Source organism: Carnobacterium gallinarum DSM 4847, assembly GCF_000744375.1.
GTDB classification, from domain to species: domain Bacteria; phylum Bacillota; class Bacilli; order Lactobacillales; family Carnobacteriaceae; genus Carnobacterium; species Carnobacterium gallinarum.
Genome location: NZ_JQLU01000005.1, coordinates 940,378 through 961,016 on the forward strand (window position 1 = coordinate 940,378; position 20,639 = coordinate 961,016).

The following is a 20,639-nucleotide window of genomic DNA, read 5'->3' on the forward strand; positions in this document are numbered from 1 at the left end:
CTCCCCCTGAAATTTAAGTCATTTTTATAACTTTAACTTGAGCAAAATAGTCATTAAATTGAGTTCCATCTATCGAACCGGTTTCAACTTCTAACGTATTTAGAATACCTGTTGTCATAGCTGTTTTAATCACAGAAATTGGATCTTCTTGCTTCGCCAACGCTACAGCCAATCCCGCAACTGTCGCATCGCCTGAGCCCACTGGATTTACAGCAGTAATCTTAGGAATTTCAACTTGATAAAACGTTTCCTCATACTTTACAAATGCACCTGCCGCACCTAAAGACACAACAATCCATGGTATTCCTGCAAAAAGTGACTCTGAAAGTACTGCTTGTAATTCCTTCGGATCGTCACTTAGCGTTCGTCCCATAAGCTGACTTAACTCACTTTGATTCGGTTTAATTAGCGTCGGTTTTTCTGAATTTAATAGAATTTTTTCTAAAGGTTCCCCTGAGCAATCTAACAGAATCGGCACATCTTCTCCTTGAGCAATCGCAACTAATTGTTGATATAATGCCGAATTTAATCCTGTTGGCAAACTTCCAGAAACCGTTATCATTTCTACTGTTTCTTCTTTTAACAAGTGAGTAAACTTAGTCAAAAAATCCGTTGCTTCTTGTTCAGATAAGGTTGGGCCTGATTCTAATATTTCTGTCTGTTGCCCATCATGTAAAATAGCAATACAATTTCTTGATTCTTGTGATATCTTCAAAAAATGACTGGGAATATCAATCTTTTCTAGTTCATTTTCAATAAATTCACCGATGGTTCCACCTAAAATGCCACTTAATCCAACTGGATAGTCTAATAATTTAATGACTCGTGCTACGTTTAATCCTTTTCCCCCAGCTGTTTTTCTAGTATCTGTTACCCGATTAACGTCATTTAAAACAAATTTTTCTAGCGGATACGAAATATCTACAGATGGATTCATTGTTATTGTTAAAATCATTTTTTCACTCCTATTGCTGGCTAATCGTGGTATTCGCCACGGTCCCATTTTTCTATAAATTCATCAAAGAACTCTGAATGATTCGTTTGCGTATCTTCCGTTTTTTCAAGTGCCATTAATTTTTCTAGGATTGCTTCTTTTTCTGGAGTTGGTTGATATTCAGCAGCTAAAAACGCATCAATAATTGAAAAAATCAAATGCTCCCCCGTAATTTTCCCACCAAATCCTATGACATTTGCATTCAGTTCTTCAACAGAATAAGTCGCTGTCGTTGTATCGCGAGCCAGTGCAGCCCTAGCCCCAAAAACCTTATTAACCGCTGTCGTAATTCCAACACCCGTACCACAAATCACAATTCCCCGATCTGCTTTTCCGGTGGTAACTGCTTCGGCAACTTTTTTTCCAAAAATTGGATAGTGGGTTCTTGTAAAATCATATGTCCCAAAATCTAAAACTGTGTGCCCTTGAGTTTTTAAATAATCAGATACCGCAATTTTAGTGTCTGTTACAATGTGGTCACAACCTAATGAAATAATCATCACTTTCACTCCTAAATTTCAAATTTTATAACATTTTATTCAACATATCTACTCGAACTTGATGTCTTCCAGCTGCATAATGCGTTTCTACAAAAGCTTTTGCACAAGCTTTTGCTAAGTCTGACCCAACGATTTCTGCTCCCATCACAATCACTCGTGCGCCATTGTGTTCTCTTGTCATTTTAGCTGAATGCTCATCAGATACTTCTGCAGCCACAACTCCTTTAATCTTACTGGCAGCTATAAATGAACCAGCACCGGTACGATCGAATAAAATTCCTAACTCTCCTTCTTGATTTATTAACCCTGTTGTCACCGCCACCGTTGAATCAACAAAATCCGTTGCTCCAAGAAGTGTCTTGTCGATTACCTCATAGCCTAATGCACTTAAATAATCCTTCACTTCATTTTTTAAATCCAGTCCACTTTGATCTGATCCGATTAAAATGTTCATATAATTCCCTCCAGTTAGATTTATTATTTTTCAGTTAATACGTTAGTAAAGGTGTGATACATGTTTTTGACATCTGGATTTACTCCATCGTCTGTGATCAGTGCCGTTATTTCATCTAAACAATAAAAACGATAAAAATCTTCTTGGTTTAATTTGTGATGATCTGCAACAATATACTTCTCATTAGCGTTATCTAAAACTAAGCTTTGTGTTACTCCTTCCTCCTCACTAGAAGTTGTGATGTTATTTTGAAAAACACCATTCGTTCCAATAAAAGCTTTTTTAACGCGGATTTTATTCAAGGTCTCATTTGCAAAGCTACCTATAAAAGCTCCTGTTCGCGAACGATAGGTTCCACCAATTAAAATCAGTTCAAAGCGATCATCTCCAACAAAACGATTAAAAACATGAATCGAATTTGTAATAATCTTGGCAAATGAAATCTCTAAATAATCATAAACAAATTCAAGAGTCGTTCCTGGACCTAGAAAAACTGTATCTCCATCTACAATTAAATGTGCAATAATCTCTGCAACTTTTTTCTTTTCTTCAATATGAATCTCTTGCTTTTCTAAATGAGACAATTCACGATCATTTAAACTTTCTATTTTCTTAGCTCCACCATGAATACGTTGAACTAAACCTTGCTCTTCTAATATTTGTAGGTCCCGTCTCACAGTCATTTCAGTTACTCCTAGTAAATCTGTAATATCTGAAACCTTTATAATTCCTTTAGTTTCTATTAATGCTACAATTTTTTCTAACCGCTCATCTTTTAGCAAATAGCTCACCTCTGTACATTTTTGTTACAAAATGTTCGTTTTTGTTTTATAATTGAAATTTATCATACATTTTTTTCTGTGTCAATAGAAGATGTTGCTACTCTATTATTCTAAAATAGCTATTTAACTTTATTAAGATAAAACCATTGACATTACAAACGCTTACATTTATGATGATTGCAAAGGGACAAAATAAAACATTTTCGATAACAAAAAAACATTTATACTCTTTTAATTTAAAAAAAAATAACAATTACGTTTCAAAAAGAGAAAGGATGATACTCATGGGAATGTCAAAAGAAGAAACAGGAATGGTTGGATTTGAAATTGTTGCGTTTGCTGGAGAAGCTCGTTCCAAATTAATTTTAGCTTTAGATGAAGCTGAAAAAAAGAATTTTGTTAAGGCCGATGAATTAATGGCAGAAGCGAATGCAAGTTTAATTGAAGCGCATAAGTCTCAAACACAGATGCTAGCTGCTGAAGCTCGAGGAGAGACGATGGAAATCGGATTTATTATGGTTCATGCGCAAGATCACTTAATGACAACGATGTTATTGAGAGATGTGATGAAGCATTTAATTAACGTGTATCGTAATTAATTTTGGCTATCTACTTGATTGATAGACTCATTTTATGTATCTGGAGGGATAAAGAATGAACGGATTAATTAAACAAATCGAAAAAATGAAACCCACTTTTGAAAAAATGTCAAACAATCCTTATTTACGGGCGATTCGGGATGGATTTATTAGTTTAATTCCAGTTATTTTATTTTCAAGTTTCTTTCTATTAGTGGCTTATGTTCCCAATATTTTCCAATTTTATTGGAGCCCTGAAATAGAAGCCATCTTAATGAAGGCTTATAATTTTTCAATGGGAATTCTTGGTTTACTGATGTCTGCTACAATTGCTAAAAGTTTAACGGATAATTTTAATGGAAAGTTGCCTAAAACAAATCAAATCAACACCGTCTCTACGATGATTGCTGCTATTATCGGCTTTTTATTAATTGGAGTGGATGGAATCGACGGTGGAATTTCAACGGCTTTTACAGGCACTAAAGGTCTATTAACTTCCTTTGTAGTCGGTTTTATTGTGCCGAACGTTTATCGTTTTTGTGTAAAAAATAATATTACTATCAAAATGCCAGAGGAAGTTCCTAGCAATATCTCCCAAACCTTTAAAGATTTAATTCCAATTACTATTTCAACTGTCTTTTTCTGGTTATTTGATTTAACTTTTAGAAGTGTTGCTCAAACCAGTTTCTCTGCATGGATTATTGATATTTTCCAACCAATTTTCTCAGCTGCAGACGGTTATCCTGGGTTAGCTTTAATCTTTGGAGCAATGGCTTTCTTCTGGTTTATCGGAATTCACGGACCTTCTATTGTTGAACCAGCTGTTTCTGCGATTTATATTACCAATGTTGAATTAAACTTTAATAACTTCCAAAATGGTGAACATGCAACTAATGTGCTCTCACAAGGGACACAATATTTCGTTGCAACTCTTGGCGGAACTGGGGCTACACTGATTATTACGTTAATGTTTGCTTTCTTAGCTCGCTCCAAGCAACTAAAATCTATCGGACGCGCTTCTTCTGTTCCCGTATTATTTGGAGTAAACGAACCTATTTTATTTGGTGCACCAATTGTTTTAAATCCGGTCTTCTTTATTCCTTTTATTCTTGCACCGATTGTCAATGTTTGGCTTTTGAAATTCTTTATTGATGGTTTAGGCATGAATGGTTTTATCTACAATTTACCATGGACTACGCCAGGACCAATCGGACTCTTCATGGGAACCGGTTTTGCACCTTTAGCTGCTGTTCTAGTTCTCGTTTTACTTGCAGTTGATTTTGCGATTTACTATCCGTTCTTTAAAGTCTATGATAGAGAACTGTTGGCAGAAGAAGCTGAAAAGGAACTAGCAATTGAAGCTGGGATTATCGCGCCAACCAATAACGACGAACTAAATCCTATTGAACCTGCACTACAAACTGTAACGGTTACGGATGAAAAAAATGTCCTCGTTCTTTGTGCAAATGGTGCCACTAGTGGAATGCTAGCTAATGCGATTGCCAAAGGAGCCACAGCAGAAAATCTACCAGTAAAAACAACTGCAATGGCCTATGGACAACACAAAGATTTAATTAGTGAATTTGATTTAATCATCCTGGCACCGCAAATGGCTTCAATGTTAGGCGAGCTAGAAAATGATGTTTCTAGCTATAAAACTAAAGCCGTTTCGACTACTGGAGCTGAATACGTTGCATTAGCACGGGATCCAGAAAAAGCCTTGCACTTCGCTTTATCAGCGATTCAATCATAAAAAGGAGTTGTTTCATCTATGGAATTGAACTTGCCACAAGACTTTATCTTAGGGGCAGCCACAGCTGCCTATCAAGCCGAAGGCGCTCTTAATGAAGGTAGAAAAGGCAAAACTTACTGGGATGCTTATCTAGCCAAGCAAGGTATTTTCGACCCTAGCACTGCCAGTGATTTTTATCATCAATACCCTCATGATTTAGCCTTAGCTCGTGAATTTGGACTAAACGGCATCCGAATTTCAATTGCTTGGTCACGTATTTTTCCAGCTGGAACTGGTGAAATAAACCCAGAAGGCATTGCTTTTTACCACCAATTAATTGATAGCTGTCTTGCTAATGGCGTGGAACCTTTTGTTACTTTGCATCATTTTGATACACCTGAGCCACTTTTCCTTGAAGGAGACTGGTTGAATCGGGAAAATCTGAATCATTTTGTAGCATTTGCTAAAGTTTGTTTTGAAGAATATGGTCATAAAGTCAAAAAATGGATTACCATTAATGAACCGTGGTCCGTGGTTGCGGGACAGTATATTATCGGTCATTTCCCACCAAATATTCACTACGATATTCCTAAAGCCGTGCAAGCTATGCACCACATGATGGTAGCACATGCTAAGGTAGTGGAACTTTATAAAAGCCTTAAGCTTTCTGGTGAAATTGGGATTGTGCATATCCTGGAGTCAAAATACCCAATTAGTTCCAATGAAGCCGATCAACAAGCAGCTTATCTTGAGGATTTAATCGCAAATCGTTTTATGTTAGATGCGACTTTTAAAGGAAATTATGAACCTGAAACCTTAAAAAACATCAATGACATTGTTCAGAAGAATAACGGAGAATTAGTGATTGAAGCGGAAGATTTAGTTTTACTCGCTAGTGCTGCAAAACTGAATGATTTTCTTGGAGTAAATTATTATGCCAGCCACTTTTTAAAAGCCTATCGAGGTGAAAGCCAGATTCAGCATAATGGTACTGGCGAAAAAGGCAGCTCCATCTTTGCCTTAAAAGGAGTCGGTCAACGCGTGACGAATCCAGCAATTCCAACAACTGATTGGGATTGGCCGATCTATCCACAGGGCTTGACGGATATGTTGATTCGGATTAAACAGGATTATCCGAATTATCAAACCCTCTATGTAACTGAAAATGGGATGGGGTATAAGGATGAGCTAATCGCTGGTACCGTTGATGATACTCCGAGAATTGAGTATATTCAACAACATTTAGGCGCTATCTCAACAGCTATTAACGCTGGTGTCAACGTAAAAGGCTACTTCTTATGGTCATTGATGGATGTCTTTTCTTGGACAAATGGATACAACAAACGTTACGGCTTGTTGTATGTTGATTTTGCTACACAAGAACGTTTCCCAAAAAAGAGCGCTTATTGGTTCAAAGAATTAGCTGATACAAAAAAGCGACTGTGAAAAACACACACAGTCGCTTTTTTTGACTAAATTAATTCAAAGCTTCCAACTTTTTCAGCCTGACTACTCCCACCAAGATACACGTTAAAGTTACCTAAATCCGCTTTAAAATCAAGGTTCCGCTGATAATAACACAAATCTTCAAGTGTCAGATTGAACGTCACTACTTGAGACTCTCCTGCTTCTAGATAGATTTTTTCAAAGCGACGTAGCTCTTTAACAGGACGAGCGACTGTTGCAACTACATCTTCCAAATACAGTTGAACGGTCTCTTTGCCAGCGAGTTTCCCGGTATTTGTAACTGTCACCTCAAAAGTCAGTTGCTCCTGATATGTGATTTTATGATGACTTTGTTTCACATTTGAGTAAGCAAATGTTGTATAACTTAAACCAAAACCAAAGTCATACAACGGTTCATTAGGAATATCTAAATAACGAGAAATGTATTTTTGCTCGTTATTGCCAACATGGGCGGGACGACCTGTTTTTAGATGGTTGTAATAAACGGGTACTTGTCCTGTTGTAACAGGAAAACTCATCGGCAACTTTCCTGATGGACTAACGTTTCCACTCAAGACGTCAGCAATTCCAGTTCCTGCTTCAGTTCCAGGGAACCATGCCATCACTAAAGCTGTTGAATGAAAGGAAATATCACTTAAATCAAGTGGACGACCACCGAATACAACGGTAACTACTGGTTTTCCTAAGTCAGCCAGCTCGGCTAAAAACTGCTCTTGTTCTACCGGCAAACGAATCGTTGCTAAACTTGCCGCTTCCCCACTACTTTCAGAGCTTTCACCTAATGCCACAACGACAATATCAGCATCATGGGCAATTGTTCGACTTGCAGCTAGTTCTTCAGCCGTCACCTGTTGATTTTGCTGCCAACCGACACTTACAACATTCGGTAAAGCCATTTTTAATCCATCTGCTAAATGGTGACTTTCTGTTTGCTCACCAATCCATGACCAAGCACCCAAGACATCCTGACTTTCAGCCAATGGACCTACAACTGCAATTTTTTGTTCTTTCCGTAATGGCAATGCATAATTTTTATTTTTCAGTAGCACTACAGATTCTGCTGCTACTTCACGAGCTACACGACGATGATTGTCACTCATTGTTCTGAGTTTTTTGGTTGGAGCTACTGTCTTTAATCCACGGTAAGGATCTTCAAACAATCCTAAAGCATTTTTCAAATTCAACACCGCTAAAACAGCTGCATCAATTTGCTCTATTTGAACGTGGTTTTCCATCACTAACGCTTCTAAATTCTGTAGATAACAGCTGGTCATCATTTCTAGATCCACTCCCGCTTGAATCGATTGATACGCAGCCTCCTTAGAATTCTCAGCAACACCATGATTAATTAGTTCGCCAACTGCGCCCCAATCTGAAATCACTAAACCAGTAAAACCCAAGTCTTTTCGTAGCACATCTTGCATCAGCCATTGATTCCCTGTCGCTGGAATACCATCAACTGTATTAAAAGCGGTCATAACCAAAAGTACTCCCGCTTCAATTGCTGCCTGATAGGCTGGCAAATAATTCTGATATAACTCACGAACAGACGTATCCACCGTATTATATTCACGCCCCGCTTCTGCTGCTCCATAGGCCGCAAAGTGTTTCACACATGCTGCTACTCGATCAAAATTCGTTGCTAACTCACCGTGTTCACCTTGATACCCTTTGACAAAAGCTCTAGCAAAATAACTATTTAAATACGCATCTTCTCCCGTACTTTCCATCACACGTCCCCATCGAGGATCACGAACTAAATCAACCATTGGAGAAAAAGTTACATGAACGCCTGCCTCACTAGCTTCAATCGCTGAAATCTCCGCAACTTTCTGAGCTAAATCAGCATTCCAAGTCGCCCCAATTGCTAATGGAATTGGAAAAATCGTACGATATCCATGAATCACATCTGCCATAAAAACTAAAGGAATTCCTAAACGATTGGTTTTTAAATACGCCTCTTGAATCTTCATGACTTCTTCAGCGGTATGAGTTCCTAAAACAGAACCAATATTTTTTAAATCTTCTGCTTTCAAGCCCAATTCTGCCATTGGACCCGTAATTTCACCATCACTACTTGCCCCACTGAAAAACTGTGGCGTCAATTGAGTTAGCTGAGCAATTTTTTCAGTTAACGTCATTTCCTTAAGCAAATCCTCAATTTGTACTGTTTTCATCTGTTCCTCCTACTCTAATCTGCTTGTTTAATTTGATAAACCGCTCCAATCAGACCAGCATTATTTCTAAATTCACATGGTAAAATCTGTGGTAATTTTACATTTTCCATATCACGATGTCCAGCTTTTAACTGATGCATTCGTTGCTCTATTTCCAGAATAAAGGCTGGATTACTGCTGATAGCGCCACCGATTAAAATCACTTCTGGATCAAAAGAGGTAGCCAAATTAAACAGCCCTTGACTTAGTCGTTGATAGAAAATTTCAATTGTTTCCTTAGCATGCTGATCTCCATTTTCCGCTAAATCAAATACTTCTTTGCCATTTACAGTGCTTTCGCCGCCATCTTGATTCAGATATTTATTCACTATACCGCATTGAACGGAACCCGTTAAACTTAATGTCGCTAAGCGTGTATCTTGATTTTCAATTGGTTCCACAACCATGAAACCAAATTCCCCAGCCATTGAATTCGCACCACGGAAAAGTTGATTGTTAATCACAATCGCTCCGCCAATTCCGGTGCCAACCGCTACACATAAAAAATGTTTATACTTCTTGCCTGCACCCAACCATTTTTCAGCCAAAGCCGCACAATTAACATCATTTTCGACTGCTACTGGTAAACCTAACTTTTCTTCTAAAATATCTTTCAGATGAATGCCGTAAAAATCAAAAATAGCGCCACCTGTAATCATAAATCCATCTTCCGCAACAATCCCCGGCACACTTAAGCCCACACCTTGAATGTCATAATCGTCTTGATAACCTTGTACTACTTCCGCAATGCTTGCAATAATCGCAGGACCATTTTGTGCAGTGGCAACTTTACCACTTGCTAAAATCTCGCCCACCTCTGTTACTAAACCATATTTTACATCTGTGCCACCTACATCAATACCTACATAATAATTCAAATGAATAAACTCCTTTTTTTTAATCAGAAAAACTCAATTCAGCAAGCCTAGCCTAAACGACATCTAACGTCGAATCAATATTTTTTTCTACTATCACTAATTTCAATTCTTTCTGAACCAATTTCAAATAAAACCACATTAAACCACTGAATAAAAACAACGCAGCAACTACTCCGATTGGCAACGTTCCTAACCAAACACAACCAACGATGACAACCGGAAAGAAAAAGGTCTTATGAAATGTTCCCAATGTAAAATAAAAACTACTTCTAAATAAATCCAAACCTCTGCCATCTGTGAATCCGAGTAAACTATAATTGTTTACGTTATACACTAAAACAAAACTTTGCATCACCAAACGAATGACTACATTACCCGGAACACCTTGTAATAAATTATTAAAACTGATTAAAAATAAAATTGAAACGATACTAAATGCCACTAAAGGTAAACTTCTCAGCCATGACTTCCGAAAATTAGCACTAAAATTAGCAACTATCGGTTGATCCATTTGCTTCACACCAACTACTAAAGCTGTAAAAGAACCACCTAACGTGACCAAAGGGATCGAGAAAAGGATAAAAAGGACATTTAAACAAAACAGACGCATCACTACTTCACAAAATCGATAAAATCGGCTAGTTAAAGAAAACATTTTATCCCTCCACTCTCACTCTATTAGTTATTTTAACCGTTCATTATTTGCTTTGATGGCTTCATTTCGTGTGTCGGTAATTTCTTTCCAGCCATTATTATCACGAGTCGCCATAAAATCAGTCCAGGCTTTTTCGCCAATTTTCTTATCCTTTGCTTGAATAAACGCAACAATCGCTTGAACTCGATCTGTATTCATTGTCGTTAAATCTCGTGCCATTCTAGTTCCAGCCACTGGATCGATGTTCTCTGTCTCAAAACGAGGTTCCAGCTTATCACTTGACCAAGCAACAATGTCCTTAATCGAAGCAGAAGGTTCATTCCCTTTTCCTTGAGCAAATGACGAATCCGCAACAAACCAATACGTATCTGTTCCAATCTCTTTATTAAAAGCAGCAAAGTCATTGTTCTTCAAATCTAAGATTTCCTTCGTTAAAACAGCCTTGTCATCAACTAAATTATACGTTTCGCCTTCAATTCCAAAAGATTGCACCATGTTGCCATATTCACTTGCTAAATAGGTAATGATTTCCATCGCCTTTTGTGGTTCTTTCGTTTCTTTCGTAACAAAAGTATTCGTCCAACCACTAATCCCACCACCGTTAAAGAAAGAAGGTTTTCCATTGCTATTTTTTGGTCCATCAATCGCAATATATTCTTCGGCTGGATTACGTTTATTGTTATCCGATAAGAATTCAGATAACCCAACAACATTGGTATGCATATAAGCAAAATAAGCACCTTGTTGTAATTTTTCTTTGATTGTATTGTCGTTGTCAGAGAATTGGTCATTGGAAATATAACCACTTGCATACGCTTGACGCAAGATATCTAACCATTTCATATATTCTGGATCTCGATCACGGTCATTGATTTCTCCATCAATAGTTAGAGGAATCCCTAAAAAGTCTTGCAAATTCCCACCAAATGCACCATCACCGCCATTGGCAATATCCATCGCTGTTCCTGAAAATTGAATCATATCTGCGCCATCATCTGTTTTTGGTTGTTGAACTTTCGCTAGTTCCAACGCTTTCAAGAAACCCTCCGGCGTAGACATATCTGGCTTACCAATTGCTTCATAAATATCTTTACGAACAATTAAAGCTTGATCGCCTTTCACATTACCTGCATCATAATCTGCCTGAGTCACTGAAAAACTTGGATACGTATAAATTTGTCCATCGTCTTTTGTATACCATTTCAGCGTATCTTTTTTAGCTGCATTCTCTAGAAAATAAGGATCATATTTTTCAGCCAGTGTACTCAATGGAATAGCAAATTTTTCAGCATCTTGCGCCACCTTCAACTGACGGTCAAACGTCATAATATCTGGTAAATCCCCTGAAGCCATCATTGTATTCAACTTTTCATCATTTCCCACAATAAATTCTACGTTGATATTCATATCTTCTTTAATTTTTCGAGTCACAACATCCTTACCCCAGCCAGCTGGAGCGTACCAATCAAAGTTAACATACCATTTAATTGTCGCTTCTTGGTCTGTATCTTTTTGCCAACTTGGTACCTCTTTATCTGGTTTAAAGCGAGCTTCTGGCAAATCTACTCCTTTTCCAGCACTCTTCTTGTCTCCACTTGAACCACATGCTGCCAATCCTAAAACTGCTACCCCACATAACAAACCCAACATTAATTTTTTTGTCGTCTTTTTCATTTTAACGTCTCCTTTTAGTTGTTATTCTTTAACCGAACCAATCATCATACCTTTAATAAAATATTTTTGTAAAAATGGATAAACAATGACTACTGGAACTGTCGTAACGACCATCGTTGCTAACTGTAAAGATTGAGAAGTTGTTTCTCGAATGACATTTGTCCCTGATGCCACTGATGGCGATAGATTTTCAGAAACTAAACGATACAGTAACATTTGTACAGGATATAACGTTCGATCATCCACATAAATATTCGCTGTCATATAATCATTCCATTGAAAAACGCCATGAAATAAAGCAATCGTTGCTAAAATCGGTAACGACAACGGTAAAATAATCCGGATAAAAATGCCTAATGGATGCGCTCCATCTATTTCAGCAGACTCTTCAAGAGACGCCGGAATATTCCGGAAAAAATTCATCATAATAATCATGTCATAAAAAGAAAATAGCACGGGGATAATATATACCCAAAAATTATTCAATAAACCTAACTGGCGATACAATAGAAAAGTTGGAATCATCCCACCACTAAAAAACATGGTCACAATCCCCATCTTCATATAAATATTCCGTCCAATTAACTGCTGTTTTGAAATACCATATGCCATAATTCCAGTAAATAAAGTATGTCCTACTACACCAATTACTGTTTTAGCAACTGAAATCCCAAAAGCACGATAAATCTGAGTATCCTCAAAAACCGTTTTATAACTCTCTAAAGAGAAATTCCTTGGCCAAAAATAAATGCCACCTCGTAATGCATCTTTCGCATCATTAAAAGAAAGGGCCACAATATTCCATAACGGCAATGCTATAATAGCCACGAAAAAAATCATAAAGGCTACGTTAATAAAATTGAAAACTTTCTCATCTGTTAGCTTTTTCATCTCCATAAACCTCCTTAGAATACTGATGTATCACTGATTTTTTTCGTAGCATAGTGACTTGCCACAACTAAAACTAGTGAAACGACTGATGTAAATAGCCCTACCGCTGTTGAATAAGAAAAGTCTCCTTGTTGAATCCCTAATTTGAATACATACGAATTAATTACTTCGCTGGCTGAGTAGTTGACGGGATTCTGTAGCACCAACGTTTGATCCAGGTTAGAATTTAATAAGCCACCTACAGCTAAAACTAAGGTTAATGCGATAATATTACGAATTGATGGAATCGTAATTTTAATAATTTGTTGAAATTTTGAAGCTCCATCCATTTTGGCGGCTTCATATAATGCCGGATTAATCCCTGTCATTGCCGCAATATAAAGAATCGTATTCCAACCAACCTCTTTCCAAACGTCCGAAATCACAGCAATTCCCCAATAATAATTAGGCTTTGTCAAAAAAGCAATCGGCTCTTTAATGATAGATGCATCCATCAATAAATTATTCACCAATCCACTGTCAGATAGCCAAGAAATAAACATGCCGCCTAAAATTACCCACGATAAAAAATGTGGCAAATATGAGACTGTTTGAACCATTTTTTTGAATTTTGCATTGAACAACTCATTCACTAATACCGCTAAAAGAATCGCTAATGGAAAACCAATGATTAATTTGAAAAAGCTAATGCCAAATGTATTTTTAACGACTAACCAAAACTTGGGATCAGAAAAGAACTCCTTAAAGTAATCCAAACCTACCCACGGCGCATTACCAATCGTATCTAATACCGAATAATCTTTAAATGCAATAATAATGCCATACATTGGCACAAAATTAAAAATAATCATAAAAATAACACTAGGAAGTACCATTGCTTGATAAAAAGATTGCTTCTTTAATTTTTTCCAAAACACGTATTTCACCCCTTTTTCATTACAAACCAAAACCATTCATTTAATGCATTATCCTTTCATAAAAACAAAAAGTAACCGCTATCACTATTTCAATATAGACATTCTTGATAGGATAGTAAATACCTTCTCACTAGATAGGAAAGTGTTCCAACTTTATGTTTTTTGTTCCAAAATAAAACAATATGTTTTATACTAAGACTACATGAAAAGGAGTGAGGCAATGTTTGAACCAGAAATCGTGAAGACATATAACGATTTAGATCGCACAGTTTATAATTATGTTATCAACAATATCCATAAGGTAACTCTAATGCGTATTCGAGATTTATCTGAATTTACTCATGTAAGCACAACCTCTATTTTGCGTTTTTGCAAGAAAAATGAGTGCAACGGTTTTTCTGAATTTAAATACAAATTAAAACAATACATTACTCAACAAGAAGAAATTCAACTTTATCACTACAATGATGTTCATGAGCATATTGATTTTTTGAAAAAAGCTCAATCGGAACATTTTAATCAAGCGATTACCGATATTTGTCAGGTGATTGCGACTACCCAAAATGTATTATTAATCGGCATCGGGACTTCAGGAATTATGGCAGAATATGGTGCTCGTTTCTTTTCTACCCTAGGTATGCTATCGCATTTTATTAATGATCCTTATATGCCTGTCTATAATTACGACCGTGAAAGTACAGTGATTTTAATTTCCAATTCTGGCGAGACGACCGAACTAATTAATATCGCTCAAGCCTTTAAAAAAAGTCCCAGCAAAGTGGTTTCAATTACTAATACTGCAAGTTCAACAATTGCCAAGATGTCAGATTATAATATTAGTACTTATATCAACGTTGATCGTCAAGGCTCCGTCAATTTGGCTTCAAATATTTCTATTATGTATATTTTAGAATCACTTGCTAAGCAAACAAGCGATATTCGCACAAGTCATCAATTAAAAGGTGAGCGCTTACGTTAGAGATAGATCTAAAACTTATTTATCTCATACAATTAATGGAAATTCGATAGGTATAATCGTCCAAATTAAACTGATCTTCTCCATCCTGAAACAACAACAAAAAGTTCTGCCAAAGTTTACATGATACTTTGGTAGAACTTTTTACTTTATAATTCGACATCCTCTATAAAAATATAGTATTGCAAAGGGTCTGTTTGTGAATTTGCTACATTCTTTAAGATTCCATTTGCAACTAGCTTATCTAATATTTTTCTAGAAGTATTTGGACTTTTATCTAAAATAACCGCCAATTCAGATGTACGCACCTTTCCCTTATTGTAAATAACCGATAGCGCCCGTTGTTCATCTAGACTTAATTGCTCCCACTCAACATTCGTCTTTGTTTCAATGCTTTCCGACTGTCGAATACGCCTAATATAAATATTGTTCTTAAGTGTTAGCTTCACTGTATTATTCTTTTCCTCAAATACCGGATCATCCAGAAAAAAAGTTTCCATTTCATTGTACATTCGATCTACACCTTCACCAAATTCTCGAACCCAACCAAATTCATTCATTGTTCGAGCAATTACAGGATTTTTAGAAAAATGAACATCCCTTATATTTTTAGGGTTTACGATGGATGGAAAATTCCCCGGACTTTGAATTTCTAATCTATCTTCAAACATCATGATCCGAATGTCATCACCACTTATATTATAAGACCTATGTATCAGAGCATTAACTATCCCTTCAATCCAAGCATCCTCAGGATATTCAGAAACTTTTTCAAATTTACCAGATTTAATGCTTAAAAAATTAAACTCTCTTAGCTGAGCTTTAACCACATCAATCGCCTTTTTAATCAAACTAGGTATCGGTCCCTCAATCGTTATGTTTTTAATAACATTCATCTTCGTACCTGTCTGTGCTAAATTTCCATCATATCTAATAAAACGAACTTTTGCGTTAGGTAGAAAGACTGTTGGATAGTTGCAAAAAAGAGCAATGGCAGCATTATTTAACAGATAGTCAGTCCCGTTTATTCTTTTAGCTAAACCTCTAGAAAAAAGCAAGTTCCAAATATCTTCTTTTTCATATTGATGAATTTCTTTAAATTTTGTTATCAATTCCTCATCTAAATCGCTTAGAAGGCAGTCATTACTAGGCTCTATTTCAAAACTAAGCCCACCTCGTTCATATTCCAGTTGCTTTCTTTGCTCAAAATCTATTTCTTTCGTTTCATCTCCAATGCGAATAAAAACTTTATCTTTAGTTGTAGCGTAAACTTTATCTTCACTTGGATGTACTTCTAGTAGGATAACTTCATCTTTTTCGCCATTCTCTTTTTCAACTACCCTTCTTGCAGAATACACAGCTAGTCTAGGTATACAATGATCGTAACCAGCCTGAATAAAATCGTTTATTTTTATTTCTCCTAACCCTTTGATTCCAGTAAATTTTTTATCCGTTATCCCAATTGCTACAACGCCCCCATTAGTATTCGCAAAGGCTACTAAAATTTCTGCTAATTTTTTTAGTTCGATTTTCCCTGATTTTCTATCAAAGCAAACATTTTCTGATTTAATTAACAAGCTTTCTACATCGACTTTATCTATATTCATATTGGCCTCCTAATAACACTAGTATTATAAACGTACTTCTATATTAATATAATTTAGATTGTTAAGCGAGGATTAATTTTTTAACTCTACCCTTTTCAACTAAAGCTTCGTACTATTTCACTCTACTTCGCAACTCCTTTCGCTACTTCGCAATTTCTTTCGCTACTTCGCAATTTCTTTCGCTACTTCGCAACTCCTTTCGCTACTTCGCAACTCCTTTCGCTACTTCGCAATTTCTTTCGCTACTTCGCAATTTCTTTCGCTACTTCGCAATTTCTTTCGCTACTTCGCAATTTCTTTCGCTACTTCGCAATTTCTTTCGCTACTTCGCAATTTCTTTCGCTACTTCGCAATTTCTTTCGCTACTTCGCAATTTCTTTCGCTACTTCGCAATTTCTTTCGCTACTTCGCAATTTCTTTCGCTACTTCGCAATTTCTTTCGCTACTTCGCAATTTCTTTCGCTACTTCGCAATTTCTTTCGCTACTTCGCAATTTCTTTCGCTACTTCCAATGCAAACTAAAAAAGCTAGAAAAATAAATTTCTAGCCTTACTTATTACTTGCTTTTCATTCAACTATTATTACGCTTCTTCAGCTGGATCTTCAAAGCCTAAAACCAATGTTGCAATAAAGGATGCTCCTAATGATAGAGCCATCATAATTAATCCGTTGATAATGTTTGACGTTCCTTTTTCACCAGATAATGCCAAAGCTGCCATGATACTGTTTTGCATAACATACACACTAACATGCATGATACCTGCATATAATCCAGCGACTCCCGCACCAATTGCAGCTGCTAGCATTGGTTTCTTCAATTTCAATGTAACTCCGTAAATTGCTGGTTCGGTAATTCCCATAATCGCTGAAACACCTGATGCTGCTGCTACTTGTTTCAAGCCTTTATTTTTACTACGAAGAGAAACGGCAAATGCTGCTCCGCCTTGAGCTAAATTTGCACAAATTTGAGCGATTAAAATTAATGACTCTTGACCTGTTGCTGCATATGTTGCTAAGAAAATTGGTGTTAACGCGTGATGCATACCCGTCATAACAATAAAAGGCATTGCTGCTGCTAATAAGGTGACCATCATGAAACCAAGTTGACCTTCAAGTAAACGAATTAGACTTGCTAGCCCTTCCCCTGCATAGCTTCCCAGTGGACCAACAACTAACAATGCAAGTGGTGCGCTAATTAGTAAAACTAATGTTGGATTTAATAGAATTTTCAACATTTTTGGCGTAATCTTATCGACACCTTTTTCAATATAAGACATCACCCAAACCATCAATAACGCTGGGATAATTGATGCTGCATAGATTACTCCTGGAACTGGCAAGCTTAAAAATGAAATTGGGTCTCCTGAAGCTACCCAACCTGTAAAGTTAGGATGTAAGAAAATTCCCACTACAATCACAGCAATCGATGTGTTTACTTTAAATTTCCGTGAAGCAAAAACTGCTAACAAAATTGGCATAAAGTAAAAAGCTGAATCTCCAATAATATCTAATATTCGATATGTATCAGAAGTTGGCGTTAGCCAATTAAATGTATTAATTAAAGATAAGATCACCTTAATCATACCAGCTGCTGTTAATGCTGGAATCATTGGCGTCATACAGCCTGTAATCGTATCCACTATTTTGCTAAATAAACCTTCTTTAGTCGCATTTGGTTTTTCATCCACTAGTTGAGTGTCATGTTCTCCATTGGCGATACCTAAGTTAATAATTTCCTTGAAGACAGCATCGACTTCATTTCCAATAATAATCTGATATTGTGCTTTCGTTGGATTCACTCCCGCAACACCTGATAAACTCTGGATAGCCTCTTTATTTGCTAGTTCCTGATCCTTTAAACGAAAACGCAAGCGGGTCGCACAATGTACAAGATCGATAATATTTTCTTGTCCCCCGACTTGTTCAACAATCTGGCTTGCTAACTCTTTATAATTTGTACTCACTTTTATTTCCTCCTTTTTGAAAGTGAACTGTCTGCATCAAGTACAGACAGTCACATCATTATTTTCAAATTAATTTTTGTAAATGTCCATTTTCACTAATTGTTAAACCTGTCCCTTTGACTAATTCATATTTAGAGCCATCATGACTTAAGGTAACCTTCACAATTTGCCCTTGAAATTCAATGCTAAATGATAGTGCATCCCATTTTTTAGGCAAACGCGGAGCAAAACTTAGATGTCCCTCACTAACTTTCATTCCAGCAAATCCATAGACTAGGCTCATCCATGTTCCACCCATATTCGCTGCGTGAATTCCATCAGCCGTATTCTCTTGCATATCTACCAAATCCATCAAAGCCGTGTCCATAAAGTAGTGATATGCCTTATCTTCCTCACCAATTTCACTAGCCATCATCCCGAAAATCGAACGTGATAATGAAGAATCGTGAGTGGTTACCTGTTCATAGTAGTCAAAATCACGCTGCTTTTGCTCTTTAGAAGTGGCTTCACCATACAATAACTGTGCCAATACCGTATCCGCTTGTTTATTGACTTGGTAACGATAAATCGTCAACGGATGATAATTTAATAATAGTGGATAATTTTCTTTTGGCGTTCCAGCAAAATCCCACACTGCCTTATCAAAGAAAGAATCATCTTGCTTTGTTAATTGACGATCCTCATCATAAGGTAGATACATGTTATCGCCAGCTTCTTGCCACGAAGCAATCTCACTATCCGTCACACCTAACTCTTTAAATAAAGCCGTCGCTTGGAAACGAGTAGCCATTTTAGCTGCCATTTGTAAATTATATTTTGCCATCAGATTTGTATAGTAATTATTATTTACAATTGCCGTATACTCATCGGGTCCAGTCACACCATTTAAACAGAATTGATCCTCTTTCCCTGAAATATAATCACCAAATTCACGCCAGAATCTAGCTGTTTCTACTAAAATTGCCAATCCTTTTTCAGCCATAAACGTTTCATCGGCAGTTGCTTCATAATAGACTTTTACGCCATAAGCAATATCCGCGTTGATATGAAACTGCGCCGTTCCTGCTGGATAATACGCACTACATTCTTCCCCATTAATCGTGCGCCATGCAAATAAAGCACCTTTTGCTACACCCATCTCTCTAGCTCTTTTTCTTGCTGACTCTAAAATACTGTGGCGATAAGAAAGCAGTTGATAAGCTGTTGCTGGATTCGTATAAACAAAGAACGGCAACATATACATTTCAGTATCCCAGAAATAATGGCCCTCATAACCATCTCCTGTTAACCCTTTAGCAGCAATATTCGTCTTACCATCTCGACCTGCCGCTTGATTTAAATGAAATAAATTCAAACGCAAACCTAGTTGCAACTCATCATCACCAGCAATCTCAACATCACTAATTGACCAGAAATCTGCCATATCAGCTAGATGTTGGTTTTTCATTTGCTTAAATCCTTGCTTAGACACTTGGTGCATTTTTTGCATAAATGTTATTTTTACGTTTTTCTCAGCCTCGGAATCTCGAACAATTTCACTATAGCCAACAATAACCTCAATCTTGATTGGCTCATTTTCCACCGCCGCAAAAGTAACTGCCGTTTCCAGTTTTTGATTGGAATGGGTCCCTTTAACAGCTAGCACCTCACCTGCTACTGGCTTAACCGTTGCTGTCGTCCATAGACGCAAACCACTTCTAATTGTTGAAATTTGCAATAATTCTAAGTCCGCTTCTTTCATCGCTTCGATTTTCGTTTGTTTTTCATGTCGTGCCGCAATCCGAGGATCATCAATTGCCGTTACTGTTTCTAGCTCTTCTTCCAGAAGATCATGGATTAGCACAATCTCTCCAGAAAAATTCAGTGGCGTCAGCTCATAGGATAGAAGTAATGCCTCTGATACTTGATAGGATACAAAACGCTCCGTCGAAATCACTACTTTTTTCCCTGTTGAACTTGTCCATTGAAATTCTCTTTTTAAAATCCCTTCAAAAAGATCCAATGTCCGCTGATGATTGTCTACTGTTCCTAAATCAAGTTGAAAACGTTCACCCTCGATTTCAAAAGTCAAAATATGTCCATTAGGTAATTTGCAGATAGTTTGATGATTTTTCGCATAGCCATATGCATTTTCACCGTATACAATTGGAGACGTTTCATAAAATCCGTTAACATATGTGCCCATAATTCCAGTATGATTTTTGGAAAAATAACCTTCTTCTAGATTGCCACGAACACCCAGATGTCCATTCGATAAAGAAAATAACGTATTATGAAAGGCTAATTTTTCCTGTTCTAAGTTAGTTTCAACTAATTGACTTGCGTTTTTTAGTCCTTTTAATCCCACAATCTAT

17 protein-coding genes are annotated in these 20,639 nt (G+C 36.8%); 4 read left to right on the plus strand and 13 right to left on the minus strand.

Going from position 1 to position 20,639, the window contains the following annotated elements; all coding sequences use genetic code 11:
• Positions 1-13 precede the first annotated feature (13 nt).
• Genes BR43_RS09180 through BR43_RS09195 form a run of 4 tightly spaced genes read right to left on the minus strand, consistent with a single transcriptional unit; the run spans position 14 to position 2,730 of the window.
• A complete protein-coding gene (locus tag BR43_RS09180; protein WP_034561402.1) occupies positions 14-955 on the minus strand; it encodes a hexose kinase in 942 nt (313 codons plus the stop codon).
• A gap of 20 nt (positions 956-975) precedes the next feature.
• Positions 976-1,494 carry a galactose-6-phosphate isomerase subunit LacB gene (gene lacB, locus BR43_RS09185; RefSeq protein ID WP_034561404.1) on the minus strand — a complete coding sequence of 173 codons (519 nt, stop codon included), beginning with the start codon at positions 1,492-1,494 and terminating at the stop codon, positions 976-978.
• 25 nt (positions 1,495-1,519) lie between these two features.
• Positions 1,520-1,948: a galactose-6-phosphate isomerase subunit LacA gene (gene lacA, locus BR43_RS09190; RefSeq protein ID WP_034561407.1), complete on the minus strand. Its 429-nt coding sequence runs from the start codon at positions 1,946-1,948 to the stop codon at positions 1,520-1,522.
• A 23-nt stretch (positions 1,949-1,971) separates the two neighbouring features.
• Positions 1,972-2,730 carry a DeoR family transcriptional regulator gene (locus BR43_RS09195; protein ID WP_034561409.1) on the minus strand — a complete coding sequence of 253 codons (759 nt, stop codon included), beginning with the start codon at positions 2,728-2,730 and terminating at the stop codon, positions 1,972-1,974.
• 290 nt (positions 2,731-3,020) lie between these two features.
• Between BR43_RS09195 and BR43_RS09200 the strand changes: the two genes are divergently transcribed.
• The 3 genes from BR43_RS09200 to lacG are packed head-to-tail and all read left to right on the plus strand — an operon-like array spanning position 3,021 to position 6,486.
• Positions 3,021-3,329 (plus strand): PTS sugar transporter subunit IIA, encoded by a 309-nt coding sequence (locus tag BR43_RS09200; RefSeq protein ID WP_034564977.1) that lies wholly within the window; start codon positions 3,021-3,023, stop codon positions 3,327-3,329.
• 55 nt (positions 3,330-3,384) lie between these two features.
• Complete coding sequence (locus tag BR43_RS09205; protein ID WP_034561411.1) at positions 3,385-5,061, plus strand: lactose-specific PTS transporter subunit EIIC; 1,677 nt, start codon at positions 3,385-3,387, stop codon at positions 5,059-5,061.
• Positions 5,062-5,079: 18 nt separating this feature from the next.
• The gene (lacG, locus tag BR43_RS09210) at positions 5,080-6,486 is read left to right on the plus strand and encodes a 6-phospho-beta-galactosidase (protein WP_034561413.1); all 1,407 of its coding nucleotides are present in this window, start codon (positions 5,080-5,082) and stop codon (positions 6,484-6,486) included.
• A 26-nt stretch (positions 6,487-6,512) separates the two neighbouring features.
• On the opposite strand, the gene BR43_RS09215 is transcribed toward lacG, so the two are convergent.
• From BR43_RS09215 to BR43_RS09240, 6 genes are read right to left on the minus strand one after another with little or no spacing between them, the layout of a single operon-like run.
• A complete protein-coding gene (locus BR43_RS09215) occupies positions 6,513-8,684 on the minus strand; it encodes a glycoside hydrolase family 3 N-terminal domain-containing protein (RefSeq protein ID WP_034561415.1) in 2,172 nt (723 codons plus the stop codon).
• Positions 8,685-8,698: 14 nt separating this feature from the next.
• On the minus strand, positions 8,699-9,601 hold the full coding sequence (locus BR43_RS09220; RefSeq protein WP_034561416.1) for an ROK family protein: 903 nt from the start codon (positions 9,599-9,601) through the stop codon (positions 8,699-8,701).
• Positions 9,602-9,653: 52 nt separating this feature from the next.
• On the minus strand, positions 9,654-10,256 hold the full coding sequence (locus BR43_RS09225; RefSeq protein WP_034561419.1) for a YesL family protein: 603 nt from the start codon (positions 10,254-10,256) through the stop codon (positions 9,654-9,656).
• A 27-nt stretch (positions 10,257-10,283) separates the two neighbouring features.
• The gene (locus tag BR43_RS09230) at positions 10,284-11,930 is read right to left on the minus strand and encodes a type 2 periplasmic-binding domain-containing protein (RefSeq protein WP_034561421.1); all 1,647 of its coding nucleotides are present in this window, start codon (positions 11,928-11,930) and stop codon (positions 10,284-10,286) included.
• 21 nt (positions 11,931-11,951) lie between these two features.
• Positions 11,952-12,827 carry a carbohydrate ABC transporter permease gene (locus tag BR43_RS09235; RefSeq protein ID WP_034561423.1) on the minus strand — a complete coding sequence of 292 codons (876 nt, stop codon included), beginning with the start codon at positions 12,825-12,827 and terminating at the stop codon, positions 11,952-11,954.
• Positions 12,828-12,835: 8 nt separating this feature from the next.
• Positions 12,836-13,774, minus strand: coding sequence for an ABC transporter permease (locus tag BR43_RS09240; RefSeq protein ID WP_051933891.1), 939 nt, complete (start codon positions 13,772-13,774; stop codon positions 12,836-12,838).
• A 184-nt stretch (positions 13,775-13,958) separates the two neighbouring features.
• On the opposite strand from BR43_RS09240, the gene BR43_RS09245 reads away from it, so the two are divergent.
• Positions 13,959-14,717: a MurR/RpiR family transcriptional regulator gene (locus BR43_RS09245; RefSeq protein ID WP_034561425.1), complete on the plus strand. Its 759-nt coding sequence runs from the start codon at positions 13,959-13,961 to the stop codon at positions 14,715-14,717.
• A gap of 146 nt (positions 14,718-14,863) precedes the next feature.
• On the opposite strand, the gene BR43_RS09250 is transcribed toward BR43_RS09245, so the two are convergent.
• From BR43_RS09250 to BR43_RS09260, 3 genes are all read right to left on the minus strand, one after another.
• Complete coding sequence (locus BR43_RS09250) at positions 14,864-16,321, minus strand: ATP-binding protein (RefSeq protein ID WP_034561426.1); 1,458 nt, start codon at positions 16,319-16,321, stop codon at positions 14,864-14,866.
• Between the two features lie 581 nt (positions 16,322-16,902).
• Positions 16,903-18,285 carry a PTS transporter subunit EIIC gene (locus tag BR43_RS09255; RefSeq protein ID WP_034561427.1) on the minus strand — a complete coding sequence of 461 codons (1,383 nt, stop codon included), beginning with the start codon at positions 18,283-18,285 and terminating at the stop codon, positions 16,903-16,905.
• Between the two features lie 64 nt (positions 18,286-18,349).
• Positions 18,350-20,632, minus strand: a complete 2,283-nt coding sequence (locus BR43_RS09260; protein ID WP_051933892.1) for a glycoside hydrolase family 65 protein — start codon at positions 20,630-20,632, stop codon at positions 18,350-18,352.
• Between the last annotated feature and the right edge of the window lie 7 nt (positions 20,633-20,639).

What these genes read in the sequence shown, in the direction of transcription:
- BR43_RS09230 (WP_034561421.1), bottom strand. Translation starts at nt 11,930, where the DNA reads ATGAAAAAGACGACAAAAAAATTAATGTTGGGTTTGTTATGTGGGGTA.
- BR43_RS09200 (WP_034564977.1), top strand. Translation starts at nt 3,021, where the DNA reads ATGTCAAAAGAAGAAACAGGAATGGTTGGATTTGAAATTGTTGCGTTT.
- BR43_RS09205 (WP_034561411.1), top strand. Translation starts at nt 3,385, where the DNA reads ATGAACGGATTAATTAAACAAATCGAAAAAATGAAACCCACTTTTGAA.
- BR43_RS09240 (WP_051933891.1), bottom strand. Translation starts at nt 13,774, where the DNA reads ATGGTTTTGGTTTGTAATGAAAAAGGGGTGAAATACGTGTTTTGGAAA.
- BR43_RS09235 (WP_034561423.1), bottom strand. Translation starts at nt 12,827, where the DNA reads ATGGAGATGAAAAAGCTAACAGATGAGAAAGTTTTCAATTTTATTAAC.
- BR43_RS09225 (WP_034561419.1), bottom strand. Translation starts at nt 10,256, where the DNA reads ATGTTTTCTTTAACTAGCCGATTTTATCGATTTTGTGAAGTAGTGATG.
- lacB (WP_034561404.1), bottom strand. Translation starts at nt 1,494, where the DNA reads ATGATTATTTCATTAGGTTGTGACCACATTGTAACAGACACTAAAATT.
- BR43_RS09180 (WP_034561402.1), bottom strand. Translation starts at nt 955, where the DNA reads ATGATTTTAACAATAACAATGAATCCATCTGTAGATATTTCGTATCCG.
- BR43_RS09245 (WP_034561425.1), top strand. Translation starts at nt 13,959, where the DNA reads ATGTTTGAACCAGAAATCGTGAAGACATATAACGATTTAGATCGCACA.
- lacA (WP_034561407.1), bottom strand. Translation starts at nt 1,948, where the DNA reads ATGAACATTTTAATCGGATCAGATCAAAGTGGACTGGATTTAAAAAAT.
- BR43_RS09250 (WP_034561426.1), bottom strand. Translation starts at nt 16,321, where the DNA reads ATGAATATAGATAAAGTCGATGTAGAAAGCTTGTTAATTAAATCAGAA.
- lacG (WP_034561413.1), top strand. Translation starts at nt 5,080, where the DNA reads ATGGAATTGAACTTGCCACAAGACTTTATCTTAGGGGCAGCCACAGCT.
- BR43_RS09215 (WP_034561415.1), bottom strand. Translation starts at nt 8,684, where the DNA reads ATGAAAACAGTACAAATTGAGGATTTGCTTAAGGAAATGACGTTAACT.